At 68.6% G+C, this 13,793-nt stretch carries 8 protein-coding genes; 5 read left to right on the top strand and 3 right to left on the bottom strand.

The genetic code is table 11. From position 1 onward, the window contains the following. Positions 1-137 precede the first annotated feature (137 nt). Both ACIBSV_RS49725 and ACIBSV_RS49720 read left to right on the top strand, forming a co-directional pair. Positions 138-3,149, top strand: coding sequence for a hypothetical protein (locus ACIBSV_RS49725; protein ID WP_395874480.1), 3,012 nt, complete (start codon positions 138-140; stop codon positions 3,147-3,149). A 308-nt stretch (positions 3,150-3,457) separates the two neighbouring features. Beyond that, positions 3,458-4,618, top strand: coding sequence for a methyltransferase domain-containing protein (locus ACIBSV_RS49720; protein ID WP_395874478.1), 1,161 nt, complete (start codon positions 3,458-3,460; stop codon positions 4,616-4,618). Positions 4,619-4,647: 29 nt separating this feature from the next. Here ACIBSV_RS49720 and ACIBSV_RS49715 read toward each other — a convergent pair whose 3' ends face one another. Together ACIBSV_RS49715 and ACIBSV_RS49710 are read right to left on the bottom strand one after the other, a co-directional pair. Beyond that, complete coding sequence (locus ACIBSV_RS49715) at positions 4,648-6,072, bottom strand: hypothetical protein (protein ID WP_395874476.1); 1,425 nt, start codon at positions 6,070-6,072, stop codon at positions 4,648-4,650. 529 nt (positions 6,073-6,601) lie between these two features. Beyond that, complete coding sequence (locus tag ACIBSV_RS49710; protein ID WP_395874474.1) at positions 6,602-9,919, bottom strand: hypothetical protein; 3,318 nt, start codon at positions 9,917-9,919, stop codon at positions 6,602-6,604. Positions 9,920-10,051: 132 nt separating this feature from the next. Here ACIBSV_RS49710 and ACIBSV_RS49705 point away from each other — a divergent pair, with 132 nt between their 5' ends. Together ACIBSV_RS49705 and ACIBSV_RS49700 are read left to right on the top strand one after the other, a co-directional pair. Next, entirely contained in the window at positions 10,052-10,246 is a 195-nt protein-coding gene (locus tag ACIBSV_RS49705; RefSeq protein WP_395874472.1) for a hypothetical protein, read from the top strand. A gap of 441 nt (positions 10,247-10,687) precedes the next feature. Next, positions 10,688-11,122 carry a hypothetical protein gene (locus ACIBSV_RS49700; RefSeq protein ID WP_395874470.1) on the top strand — a complete coding sequence of 145 codons (435 nt, stop codon included), beginning with the start codon at positions 10,688-10,690 and terminating at the stop codon, positions 11,120-11,122. Between the two features lie 286 nt (positions 11,123-11,408). Here the strand turns inward: ACIBSV_RS49700 and ACIBSV_RS49695 are convergent, their stop codons facing one another. Beyond that, complete coding sequence (locus ACIBSV_RS49695; protein WP_395874468.1) at positions 11,409-11,774, bottom strand: hypothetical protein; 366 nt, start codon at positions 11,772-11,774, stop codon at positions 11,409-11,411. 1,747 nt (positions 11,775-13,521) lie between these two features. Between ACIBSV_RS49695 and ACIBSV_RS49690 the strand changes: the two genes are divergently transcribed. Beyond that, positions 13,522-13,793, top strand: a 272-nt coding sequence (locus ACIBSV_RS49690; RefSeq protein WP_395874467.1) for a hypothetical protein, incomplete at its 3' end; no start/stop codon positions are given.

Here is a 13,793-nt window from a genome sequence, read left to right as displayed (position 1 = left end):
TCGAGTACGAGCAGGCGTACCGACAGTACCCGCAGCAACAACAAACGAAGACCGCCTGAACAACCGCAACACTCTACGAAACCCGGGTCAGCTCAGGCTTCCGACGGGACGCGGAACTGGATCGGCAACTGGAGTCCGTGGGTTCCGCATACGCCCGCCTGGTGAAGATGGAGAACGCGCCCGGATCCAAGCACGTTCAGCAGGTCACGGCTCTGGTCCGGGAACTGACCGGCCGCGAACCCGGAGCCGGTGAATTCAAGGCGTACAAGACGTGGTCCGATTACTACCAGAGCGCATCCAAGATCATTCATGCGACGACCGGGACCGGCGCGTCGGACGCCGTCCAACTCCTGCACGACGTCCTCGCGGTGATTCGCGAACTCGTACTCACGCTCCCGGACCAGGCCCCACGCTGGGTGGAACTCGCCTCGGTCACCGACCCCACCGCCGAACAGGTCCAGGAGGTCAACCAACTGCACCATCCCTCGGCCATGCCCTACCTGTTCGGCAAGTTCACCGGGTGGAATTGGCTGGAGAAACTCGACCCCGCCCGCCTGCTTCCGGAGGCGGACCGGTGGCCAGCCGCACCGTACTTCCAGCGGCTGGCCGCAGAGGACGCACAACGGCTGACCCTGTGGCTCAGGCCGCGTCTCGACGAGATCTGCCGGAACGGCCCCCAGGCCACCGCGAGGCTGCTCTGGCTCTGCCGGCACCTCTACGGGCACGCGACGCCGATCGTCACACGCATCACCAAGGAACACGGTGTCGAAGGCATGCGCATCCCAGTCCTCCACTGGGCCTCGGAAGTCGAGATCACTCAGCGGGACGCGAGATGGGTGGACGTGGTCACGCGGGCGATGGTCGCCGGAGCCGGCACCTCCCCGCTCGACTCGTGGGACATCCAAAACGCTCTGGCCCGGCTTCAGGAGACAGCTCGCATCGGGACCACGTCACCGACCGCCCAGGTGCGCAAAGCCCTGGTCGACGTGCTGGCCGCTCATCTCGCGGTCGACGGCGTCCGCCGCGAACTCCAGATCACAGGCGATCTGCATTCACCCGGCCTCGCGGGAAGCCCGGCCCTGACGGGGGCCTGGCTGGCGGCAGCAGCCTGTCTTCAGTTCGCCCGCACCGAGATGGAACGGGGCACCGACCTGGAGACCCGAACGCGCGCCTGGACGATCGACGCCCTGGGCGGATGGGAGGGAGACCGGCTTCTGGCCGTTCACCTGCTGGACGTCGCGGGCGAGGAGCCGGACGAGGCGGCGTGGTGGGCCGCCGCCTTCGGTGTGCTCGCCAGGCTCCACGCCATGCCGGTGTCAACCCCGGACATCGCCGCGTTCGTCCGAACGGTCATCGAACGGCACCGACCGGAAGCCGGGGACGCTCTCACCGCGGCCCTGCGGAACGGGCTCGGACCCGTCCCCGACGAGGCGACCCTCCGAGCCGCACGCACGGAACTCGACGAACGGGGGGCTCGCGTCGCGCAGGCGCTCCAGGCACTCGCCGCAGGCGACGAACCCCCGCAGTGGAAGCCGCAAGTGCCCGCCGTGTGGCGGACCATCTGGGCACTGTCCGAGATCCTGCCTGCCCCAGCCCTGGCACCGTGGCGCCCTGTTGTAGACCTGCTCACCGAGCGCTTCGGGTCGCCACCGGACCCCACCGGACCGTTGTACAAGGTCATCCCACTCCCCAACGCCAACGCGCAAGAGACGGCGGAGTTCCACACCCTGTACACGCAGTTCGGCGCCGTACACGCGGCGACCGTGCTGGCCGGACGCCCCCCGACCCAGGGCGGCTACTTCGAACGCATCGAATTCAGACTGCTCGAAGAAGCCGTCCGTGCCGACGCCGACGCCTGGGCCGCCGACATCGACGCCATCGTGGACGCCCTCGACACATTCGACCTCCGCACCGCCTACCTCGGCGCCCTCACCGCCAATCAGCAGGCCGCCGGACTCACCGACCCCCCGAGTCCCCGCCTCCCCACCGCCATCGCCGCCGCCTGGCGCCTGATGTCCCAACTACACGAGGGACCCGGCAGCACGGATCCCGATCTCGATGAACGCGCACGGCGCACCACCTGCCAACTACTCAAAGACGCCTGGGCCAACAACGTCGACCCCGGCACCGACGAGACCGAAGTCATCACCTGGCTCGCGGCCGCCGCCCGAAAATGGAGTGAACCCACCCGGCAACCCGACAACCCCTACGTCACCGCGGCCGCGACGTCCGGAGGAATGGCCCTGATCGCCCTCGTCGAGTGGGCCGTGCACCGGGGCACGAACGACGGACACCTGCCCACCGCCGCCGACGACCTCATGACCCAGATCCTCACCGCGCACGACGACGACAGAGCCATGGCCGTCATCGGCGCGGCACTCACCCCGCTGCGCCTGCACGCCGAACCCTGGTACACGGCCCACCGGGACACACTCCTGGACATCACATCCGACTCCGCCCCGATCCGATCGTGGCTCCTGTACCTACGTCACCTTTCCGGCTACGACACAGCAGTGCTCGGCGAGATCGACCCTGCCAAGACTGCGCACTACCTGCGCACCGATGCCCCGAAGCAGATCTTCGATCGGTTCGCCCTGACGCTGCTCCACTCCCCGGACACGTTGGGCCCGGCCTTCATCGCCGAGCTGGCCGACGGTGACGGCGGTCCCGAAGCCGTCTCGACGCTGCTGGGAGACATCGCCCGAGCACTTCCCCAAGACCCCGGCGAGGGCGATCTGCACGCACGCGGACTGACTCTCTGGGACGAGGTACTGGACCTTGCCACCGGCACACCCGGTGTCCACCTGGGCGGTGCCGGACACTTCGCCTTCGCGGAAGGCCTCGATCACGAGCGATGGCTGCGTCGGACGCTGCGTACCGTAACGATCAACCCAAATATCCTCTTTCCCGACCATGTCGCGGCCCGCGCCGCGAGCAGTCCGCACTCGCCGGAGGCACGAGAGATCCTCACGAGACTGCTGCCCTTGATCGGAATGCACGGGAGCCGTGACGACTACCGGATGCTCGCCGTCGTTGGCCACGCCCAAGCCGTCCTGAACGCCTCCCAACCGGGCAGCGAGGGGCGCGCCGCACTCGGAATGGCTCTCGCGCTGCACGCCGACGACGTAGACGCCGCCACCGCCGAGTGACTCCCAACCGCCCCGGTAGTCCCGGCCGTGGTCGGTCGACGTGCGTCGGAGCCGCGCACAGTGCGGAACTCGATCCCGGGCCCGGCGGTGTCGGTGGTGGACGAATCACCGGGAACGGTTCCCTGCACCGCCGACGGCACGTCATCATGGAGTGCCACTCCGTGACGATCGGCAGGGGAGGGCGGGGCGTTGGGCGAGCATCAGAAGCCGGATCCGGATCCGTCGAAGGGCAGGCCACCGCCGGGAAACAAGGACGGCCAGGTTCCGGAGGAACCCGAACCCGATGGTCGGCACAAGAAGCCGAAGCCGTGAAAGACGTCGACCTCGAGGAGTACCGTCGCCGCGCGACGGAGGCGATGGACACGCACCGGGCGTGGCCCCAGGACGCCTCGTGGGTGCGTGACGCCGTCCAGGCCCTCCCGAGACACGCGTTCGCCCCGGATCGTCTGTGGGACTGGGACGGCCACGCCTACGTGCCCGTCGACCGCGACACCGATCCCGACGCGTGGGCGAGCCTGGTGTACAGCGGGCCGTACGACGCGGCGGTCACCGAGATCACCCACGACCGACCCTCCTCCAGCCTGTCCTGCACCTCCGTGGTCGCGGGCATGCTCGACGCACTCGACGTTGAACCCGGCCACCGGATCCTGGAGTTGGGCACCGGCACCGGCTGGAACGCCGCCCTGCTCGCCCACCACGTCGGCCCCACCGGACACGTCACCAGCGTGGAGGCCGCCCCCGACCTGGCGGCCGGTGCCCGGGCCGCTCTGGCCGGCGCGGGTCTCGGCGAGAGGGTCACAGTCGTCGTCGGCGATGGCGCACACGGCCACCCCGACACCGCTCCCTTCGACCGGGTGATCGCCACCTACGCCGTCGACCATGTCCCCTGGGCATGGGTCGAACAGTTGCGCCCGGGTGGGGATCTGGTGTTCCCGTGGGGCCGGCTCGGGCACTTTGCTGCCACTGTGGCCGAGGGCGGCCGCTCGGCCGGTGGATGGCTGCAGGGGCTGGCGCAGTTCATGCCAGCCCGCGACACGACCCCGATCCGAGAGTTCCACGAGGTTCGGGGCGGGCGCGACGTCGACCACGAGCACTTCCCGGCCCGCGACATCACGCCGCTGCATACCGACCGGGACCTGCTCTGGGCGCTGCGCGTCGCCCTTCCCGACGTCGTCTACGCCACCGACACCGACGAGGACGGCGTCAACGCGTGGGTCCACGACGGCGCGCACTCCTGGGCCCTGCTGACGACGTTGCCCGATGGTCGTGTCCGTGCCGGGCAGGGTGGTCCGCGCCACCTGGTCGAGGAGATCGAGGCCGCGTGGGACGCGTGGGAGCGCGACGGTCAGGTCCGGCGCTGGGACCACGGCATCACGATCACCACGCGCGAGCAGTTCGTGTGGGCGGGCGATCCCACCACCGGTCCACGGTGGCCCGTCTCCGCCCCGGCGGAGATCAAGATCGGGTGAGGCGGATGTCGTGGAGGTACCACCCGTCTTCATGACGTGGTGACGCCGAAGGCGGTGAACAGGTCCTCGAGGAATCGTCGGACCATGGGTCCCGCCTGCTGTGGGGTCCGGAGGTCGTGCCAGCCGAAGCGGAAGACTTCGTAGCCGGCGAGTTTGAGGTCGCGGTCGGCGCGCATGGTGGTCGCGTAGGTGGCCGGGTCGGCGCGGTCGCCGCGCGCGTAGTGCGTTTTGCCGTCGACTTCGATGACGACGCGTCGGCCGTGGGGGAGGAGGAGCAGGAAGTCCATGCGGAACTTCAGGAGCGCGTCCCTGCCGCGTGTGCGGACGGTCTTGGGGTCCCAGTGGAGCCAGACCTCGGGCAGCAGGGCCGGCGGATCCGCCACGAAGGCGCCGCATATGTCGTGGTAGAGGTCGAACAGGAGCAGTTGCGGGGGCGAGTCGGCCGCCTTGACGCTTTCGCGGAGCCTCACATAGAGCGCTGACTTCGCCTCGTCGTCGCCGTCGACGGCGTGTGTTTCCTTCCACCATGTCTGCAGGTCGCGCCATCGGATGCCGTCCGCCCCGATGGGGCGGTCGTAGACCAGGACCTTGTCGGCGTTCCCGACGATCTCGATCTCGTTGTCGATCGCGTCACGGAACCGGATGTCCGGCTTCTCGGTCGAGGCGAAGATCAGGTTCTTCGGCCGGCCCTTGCCCGCCCGCGTGGAGAACACTGCGAACACCGGGTAGCCACCGTCGTCGTCACTCTCGCGTAACTCGATCCCGACCGCGGCCAGATGGCGGTTGATCGTGTCTGCGAGGCGGCGCTGGGCCGCCTCGTCGGGGACGACGTCGGGGCAGACCAGGCCTTCGAGAAAGAGGGCACAGCGCCGGTCGGCGGCTTCGAACAGGCCGATTTGGTCGCAGAGTTCCTCGGTCGACCAGTCGCCGGGGTTGTGGAATACGTGCCGGTCGACGCGGGCGCCCAGGCTCGTCGCCGTGCCCCATGCGAGAGGGTCGTCGTTGAGCACCCACCACCGGTCCAGCAAAGCCCGGAACTTCTCGGGACGATGGACGAGATCCGCGAGGTCGAGATCGCAGGCGATCTCGCGGCGTGTCCGCTTCGGGATCGACGGATGGTTCTCACCTTCCCAGAGTGCGTCCTGGAGGGCGTTGCGGGTGCGCGCGTCCAGCCGGTGACCGGTCAGCAGGTTCATTGCGACCGCCGGTAGGCGGGCCTCGGGCAGCGCCGCAACGCTCGCGGTCACTCGTGTGTGTTTCGATCCGTCGTCCGGGGGCGGGGGCAGGCCCAGGAGCGCGCATGCCTCAGGGAGCGTCGCGTGGGTGTTCACGTCGCCGAGATTGGACGTGGCCGCTTCGACGATGCTCCGCAACGCGACGAGATCCGTGCCAGCATTCACCACTTGTCGAGTGTGGCAGCGACGAACGACATCCGCACCGACGTCGGCACGCATCCAGAGGGTGCGACGCCGTAGGGCGTGTGGTTACGCGTCTGTTTCTCAGCGGCTGGGGCCCTACGGTGATCCGGTAGTCGATGTGCAGGGTGATGCTGCGTGTCGGGAACGGCCCACAGGTCGCTCCGTGTCCTTCTCGAATGCGCCAAGGCCAGCGCACGACGCGGTCCGGCTTCGTTATATTCGTGTACGGATCGACAACGGGGGCAAAATCGATGGTCGTGAAGTTCGGCGCGAATGTCGGCTCGATCCGCATCTGCTCGTGGTTGCCCAGGAATCCCGCGTAACCCGCGTGCAGCAGGGTGGCGAGCTCGTGTACCTCGTTGACCAGTTCGTAGAAGCTGATGTTCGTCTGGTCGGGCCGCCGTCGTCTGTCTAGCCAGACCAACAGTTCCCGGGACACGCTGTCGATGCCGTTGTCCGGGGCTTCGACCTCCATGAGCCCCCCGGTCGAGCCGGTCCGCCAACTTTTGGGCCAGCGGCCACCCAAGTAGGGTGCGCTGACTCTGCTCCCACACGGAAGCGGATGTCACGCTGTACTGCTTGGCGCGGCGGGCCGCCCATCTGCGCCCTGGCGTACGCTTCGGTGCGCATCCTTCCTGAGAGACACCAGGAGCGGACTATCGCGGACGGTGCGGTGCAGGCCGTACGCGACGGTGCCGCGGACATAAGGGTCCGGGTCCTCGGCGAAATGTGCGCCGAGGGCAGGCGCCTCCTTGGGAGTCTCGCACCACCAGCGGGCGGCCAGGGCTCGTACAGACGGTGACGCGTGAGCCGCGAGCTGACCGATGGGGAACACCACCGGGTCAGCCCCGAGACGGTCGAGGACACGTGACAGGTAAACCGCTTCCGGCTGCGGGGCCTTGAGGAAGAGACGAGCCGCTTCTACGCGTACATCGGGGTGATCCTCGGGCGGGGCAAGAGTCGCCCAAGCCTGGAGGCCGGCGTACGCGAGGGTGACGGTGCCCCAGTCGACGCCGGACCGATCGTAGGGATGCATGGGATCGTCGTCGTCGCCGATGCTGCCGTCGAGCTCGCCGCGGGCCACCCCTCGTACATCGGATAGGAGTTCAGCGCGCTCGTCGCGTGTCAGTGCCGGCGCCAGAAGCCCCAACGCGTCGAGCGCTTCTTGGCGTTGCATGGCCAGTTGCCGTTTGTCGAGCACACGCGCTCTCAGCGAGCAGGCGAGCGCCCTCCGCTCCGTGTCGGACAGCGCCGAGGCGAACAGGGCAGCAACAACCAAATCGGTCGGTCGACGCGGGCCCCCGGCGGTTGACGTCGGCTTGGTGATCGGCTCGGCCAATGCGCGGGCAACCGACGCCATCCCATTTACAACCCCGGCGTTGCCCATGGCGTGTGCGGCGCTGACGACACCGTTCTCGGCCGCCTGACGGCACATCTGTGCGACGAGCGCGGATTCGGCCTTGAACGTTTCCTGGGTGCCGTTGAGGGCTTCGCGTGCGAACAGTGCAAGGTCCGCGTTGAGGCCGAGGCACAACTGCTCCACCGCCGCTGGCCGCAGGGCGCGGTGGTGGCGGGCAATGGCCTTCAACAGCCGAGCGTGCATGGGGTTGGCGATCGGGTCTGGGATCGCGGTGAGCATGCGACGGGCTTCGTCCTCGGACGCGGCAGGCGTGAAGGCCGCCGCGGCCATGAGTGCGGCCACACGCACGGCACGGTCCGTCGCAGGCCCGAGGCGAGGCAGGAGCTCGGCCACCCAACCGGCCGCCTGTTCGTCCGGGACGACGTCGGCCACCGCGCCGGCGAGCGTGTACAGGTCAGCGAGTTGCCACGCGGGCACACCTCCCGCCGGGGTGGGCAGATCGAATGCTCGATTCCGAGTCGCGTGGGTGTAGCCCTCCAGGACGCTTGTTGCGTGTGCCGCCACCAGGTTCGGCCAGCCGCGACCAGGTTCCCCATGCCGCAAGTGAAACTCCCCGAGCAGGCGATCCGCTTCCGTCTCCCGCTGCCACGCGCCCGTGACGACAGACTCGAGCCGATACCTCGTCAGCGCTTGGAGGACGTCGTACGGAGCGGCATTGCCCTTCGCCAGGCGCGCGAGGGCCTTTTCACGCGCGGAGGTCGCTCGAGGCAGGAGCATGCCGGTACCCGACCGTCGTAGGGCAGCGGGCATGAGATGAGACTCGGCGAGTTCGTCCAGTTCGAAGCGATATCGCGCACGGACCAAACGCTGCGCCTCCAGCCAGTCCGCAGCGTCGTGGACCGGCACGTCGGAGGCCTTGAAAGCGTGCTCGATGGCGTTTTGATACGCGGTGAGCGCCTCGCTGCCCCGGCCGATGCGAGCCAGATGGCGTCCGTGACGCGCATGCGACAGCGCCAACCCCAGCGGTTCTGTCGACCGGACCGACCGGAGGGTGGTCGGCCAATCGAGATCGGCTTCCGCATCCGCGAGACAGGCCAACATCCGTACTCGGTCAACCCCTTCAGGCAATGCCACAGCGACGGCCTTGAGCACCTGCGCGCGTTCTCGCACGAACTCGGGCGCGTCGCCAACGAGCGCGAATTCCGAGAACAGGAGCAGAGCCTGTGCTCGGTACGGGTCATCTTCACGCAGTTCGTCGACTGCCTGGGCCACTACCGCAAGAGAAACGTTGTGGTCGGTCTCGTGCAGCGCCACCGCCGACAGTGCTTCGGCGGATCTGATGTATGCCGGGTCGATCCGGGGTTCATCGTGAGCCTCCTTCAGCAATCGACGGCCGGACCGCTCGGCCAGATCTGCGTCACCCTGGATCAAAGCGGCTGCCATGAGGTCGAGTTCGACTGCGGCGGAAGCGCTCATGTCGCCTGCCTGCCGAAGGGCTTGAGCCTGGCGGCGCCGGGATTCCCATGCGAACGCGGCGTACAACGGATCGGCTTGCAGCGTCTGGGCGACGGTGCCATATAGGTCTGCGGCTCGCCGCGCATCTTCATCCAGGCAGGCAGCGGCTTCCGAAAATGTTTGCTCAAGTCCCAGGTGCCGCAGCGGACCCTCGATCGCGGCTTGGACATCCACGAGGGGCCCATCGGCCGCCGCACGAAAACGTCGCGCCGGGAGGTTCAGGCGAGCGCACAGCAATGTCCGATCGACCCGTGCGCCAAGGGCGGCGTAGTCTGCCGATTGCGTAAGCAGCTGATGGTACGAACCTTCGGCTTCTGCCCAGCTGATTTGGTCGGCGTCGTGGAGCAGGAGTTGCGCGGCGTCACGATCGGCAGATTGCCCGGGTTCGAGCCGCGCTTCGTGAACGCAGAGTCCATGGAGGGTCCGCCAGAGGATCTCGTTCGTACCCAGCGGCGAATTCAACTTCGGCCGAAGCGCCTCCAGCATCCCGCGTAGGCTGCCCAACCGATCCCGTTGCGCGGTGTTCGTGCCCGAAGGCAGGCGCTGTAGGAAATCTTCCGGGTTCGATTGGGTACTGGCGATTTGTGCGAGCTGCCGTAGCTGCTGTGCGTGGATGCTTGGGTTGCGGACGACGAGGCACAGGCGGAGAGTGCCCTGGCGGATGTCCTCCCAACTCTCCAGCGCGGTCTTGAAGAACGTACGCATCAACTTCAACGACGCAGGGTCGCTGGGGACCAGATTGGGACTGCGTCGCACTGCGATGGCAATATGTACGGCATCCCCGTTTTCGCGTGCGCTTTCGACAACGAAGTCGTCCACGGGGTATTTCGGGCTCTGGAAGCCGACATGCGTCGGAGCGGCGGCAATTCCGAGCGAAGGCAGCGGCGCGCCGACGAGTAGATGCGCGAGCAGGACGGCGCCGACGTGGTGTTCCAGCGTGGTGCCAGCGCCGCCCGTCGCCGCCGTGTGTGCACCAGGTTTGCCGATGATGCCCTGCGTGGCTTCCATGAGCCGACGTTAACGTTTCCGGGAGGCTTTGGCCGTCGTGGACGCCCCAACTGGTTCGAGTGTCCATCGTCGACGCAGACCAACTGCCACGGTGCCAATCGGAGCTCATGCCCGCCCGGGTGGGCGTCGAGGATGGTGCCCAATGACTTGGCGGCGTACACGGTGAGCGGCCTGTCCCGGGCGGACCAGCACGCCGCCCACGGTAACTTCCGCAACCGGGCCCGCCTGATCGCCCACACCCACACCGCCCTCGAACGCACCGGCCGCACCCACGTCGACCAGGACGTCCTCCGCTGGGCCTTCAGCCGCCTCGGCTCCGGCAGCTAGACCACCCACCGCCCGCACGACACTCCCGCGGCTCCGCGGCGACACCCTCGGCCTTCACCAGGCCACGAATCGACCCGAACACCGCTCCTCAAGCACCGCCTCAACGCCCCCACAAACACCGCCCGCCCGCGCCTACGGCATCTCGATCGGGTTGTGCGGGGGTGGTGCTCTGACCTGGGGTGCAGCAGTGATTGAGAATGTTGGTCTGTGCTTTGTGAGCTGGGGTTTCGGTGTGTGGTGTCGGGCGTGCCTTGCGGCGAGGGGTTGGTTGACCTGGGGTGCAGCAGGGTTTGAGAGGGTTGGGCAACGCCGTTGAGAATTCCCTTGGCGCGCGGTGTGTTCGGGGGCCGGCGGGCGGGGCCTGCGGGTGTTCGCGAACGGGTCGCTTGTTTGTGTGCCGGATGGTTGGGGTGTCGCTCGTTCGGGTGGGTGGATTGGGCCATGGCTGGCATGGGTCCCGGTTTCGACGATCCCGAACACGACGACCTCGACCCGGCCGGGAGCGCCCGGGACTCACCGTTCCGGCGGTGGCTGGTCGGCGAACTCGACGGTCCCGAAACCGAATTCGACGACTACGACCCTGTCTGGCGCACCCAGGACACGCCGTTCCGGCGGTGGCTGGTCGACGGGCTCGCTGCGGCAGGTTCCGGTCTGCCCGCGGAAGCAGTTTCCTGCTTTGCCCCCGCCAACCGCTATCACGGCCTGAGCCGCGAGAACACGGAACTGCTCGCGATCCTCATCGACACCACCGTCGACGCGGTGCGGGCCGCGCACAAGGCGGACCTCGAGGACTGGGCGCGCGAGCAGGAGCTGCGGGACCATCCGGACCTCGCCGTCCTGGACGCGGACCTGGATCGCATCCGACCCCGTTCCTGACCCGGCTGCTCTCCCCGCGCTGCGCCGGCCTAACCGTGGGCGGGGCGGGACGCCGGCACGCCGAACGCGGGGCGCGGTGGCTGTCGTCGACGAGGAGCCACGCGCGAGCTTCGCACCCGGTGGCAGCGGTGAGCCGCGCCGTCTCCGGGTACATCGTCGTCCGGCTGCGCCCGGGTTCGGCCGGCAGGAGCCGGCCCAGGGTGACGGGCGCGGCGGGAAGTCATCGAACACCGGGCCCGTGGCCGGCGGAACCTGAAATGGGGTTCGTGTCGGCGTCCGGGTCCACTCACTCGGGGGGTGCCCATCCTTGCTCGGCGAGCCGGGCGCGGATCAGTGCCGCGATGTTCCGTTCCTCGTTCGCCATGGCCGCGTGTTCGGGAATACCGAGGCTGTCGCCGACGTCCGCCCACCGGTCCAGGCCGGATACGACCAGTGCCCACCGGGCCGCGTTCAGGACCAGGGTCGAGGTCTGGCCGGGCGCCGGCCAAGTCGCGAAGCCGGCCGCGTCCCGCCGCCAGCCGGGGACTTGGTCCCAGCCCGCCCGGCGAACGCCGAGTGCGAGTTCGGCGCCGTGGTGGTCACCGCGTTCCTGCCTGCTCCGGCCCTCGTTGTCCGGCATCCCGTCGATCGTCAGCCAATGGCGGGTGTCCACCCGCACACGGTGGTTCGCCGTTGCACCGAAGGTTTGGCCGGGCCGCCCATGCCGGTCGATCCTGGTGAGTCCCGGCACGCCGGGTCAACACGAGCCCGGACTTCGACTACGACATCCGCATGTCCAAGGCGCGCCGCAGGACGCAGACCAGGCGCCACGGGTCGCCCACGAATTGCTCCGCGTCATGGCCGGCTCGTACACCGAGATTCGTCGTCGGCTGCTCCCGTTCGACGAACAGCGAGCTTCGTCATGCGCGTTGGTCGTTGATCCACGCGCCGAGTCGGACTCGGCCGAGTGTCGGGGTCAGGGCTGGGCGAATCCCCCTTCGCAGAACCAGTCGTCGGCGGCGATGGCCGTGTATGTCGCAGTGCGCCAGAGCGCCAGCGGAAGAAGGGCGCACCCGAGCCCCCCACCGGCCGTCGTCATGCGGACCCCCGGTTCGCGCGGGCGTGGGGCAGAACCCAGGCGATCACGAACAGGACCACGGCTACGCAGATCACGAACTCGAAGGGTGCGGTGACGCCGTCGACCTCGAACACGACGATCTCCCACCAGGCGGTGGGGTTCCAGTCGGGGGCGATCGCCGCCAGCTGCGCCCAGCGTTTGTTGCCCGGCCGGGTTGAACGCCGCGGTGACTCGTCCTCCAGGGACGATGCAGGCCTGAAGGTGGTACACCCACCTCGACACGGTCGGCGACGTTGGGGGGAGACCGCGGGCGGGCCCCCGGCCCTCGTGCCGGTGACGACGACGGCTTGTCCCGTCAACGGCTGTCCCTGTGTGCCTGGCGACGCCCGGAACCGTGTTCGCCGGACTCGTCGTCGAGATGATCGTCGGCCCCGGACCCGGGCGCAGCACCGATGCCGGAACCCGAGTGGGTCCGAACGAACGGCGGCGTGTCCGTCCCGGGGTGCGGCGGCGTTGATCCGGTCATGTGTCGGTAAGTTCCGGTCAGCTTCGCTCGGCGGGTTCCCGCCTGGTTGGTGGCGTGTAACGATCACGTGTCCCCGCCGGCTCGGGGCGGGTGGTCGGTGTGGGCGCGAGCCGGTTGGTCGGGGACGGGTGTGCGGTGCCGGGCGAGTGTGTGCCGGTGTCGTACGTGAGGTGGGGCGCGTCGTGGGTCGGCCGTGCGGGAACTCTGCCGGGGGTGTCGTGTGTGGGAGCGAGCGGGCCATGGGTTCGTCGTCGGGAACGAGCCGGCGGCGGGGATCGAATCGTTCGTGTTGCCCTGGGCGCTTCCGCGGGGCTCGAAGAGCGATGGGTCGTGCCGGCGGTCGTGTGGGCCGTTGACGACTGCTTCGCTGTGATCCGGTTTCGTCCGTATCCGTTGACCGGAGGCCGGCCGTGTTCCCCGAGACCTCCGTCATCGTGTCGGCGCACGACGGGGCGGTCGATGCCACCGGCCGGCTCCTGCGGATGTCCGGTGGCGGGCCGGTGGTTGCGGGGGTGGCGGGTGGGAGCGGCTCGGGATTCGTCCCGGGGCGAGTCCATCGGGTCGGGGTACTCGTGCCGTCTCGCGGACGGGCGAGGGGCGTCTGCGGAAGACGATCATTTCGGGGGCAGCGGGCCCGTGGGGTCCATCGAAGACTCGGGGCGAACTGCCGTCGTCGGCGAACGCCTTCGTTCGTCGCCCGGCCTCGTCGGCCGGGCCCACTGGGCATGCGACGGCTCGTGGACGCATCGCGTCCGTGACGAGTCGTGCCGGGTCCGTGCCATCCGTGCTCATCACCTAGACCTCATGGGGGACTTCATGGCCGACGCGACGCGCACCACCGCTCGGGTACCGGGAACCGCGGATGGACTGCGCGGAGTCCTGAGCGCGATGTACGGCTCGGGGGTCGTCACGTTCTGGTTCCTGGGATCGGAGGACGCCGACTGGAATCCGGTTCCCGGCCGTGAGTTCGTGGTCAACGACTTGGCGGCGGAGCCTGTGAAGGCGACGTGGGTGAAGGACGCTCCGGCCGGGGGGCCTTTGTTCTGCACGTTTTTCATCACGCACGAGTTCGATGGTGAGGCCGGTCG

It is taken from the genome of Embleya sp. NPDC050154 (assembly GCF_044460165.1).
GTDB lineage: Bacteria > Actinomycetota > Actinomycetes > Streptomycetales > Streptomycetaceae > Embleya.
Note: the sequence above shows the minus strand (reverse complement) of the source record. Positions and strands in the feature narration are given on the sequence as shown.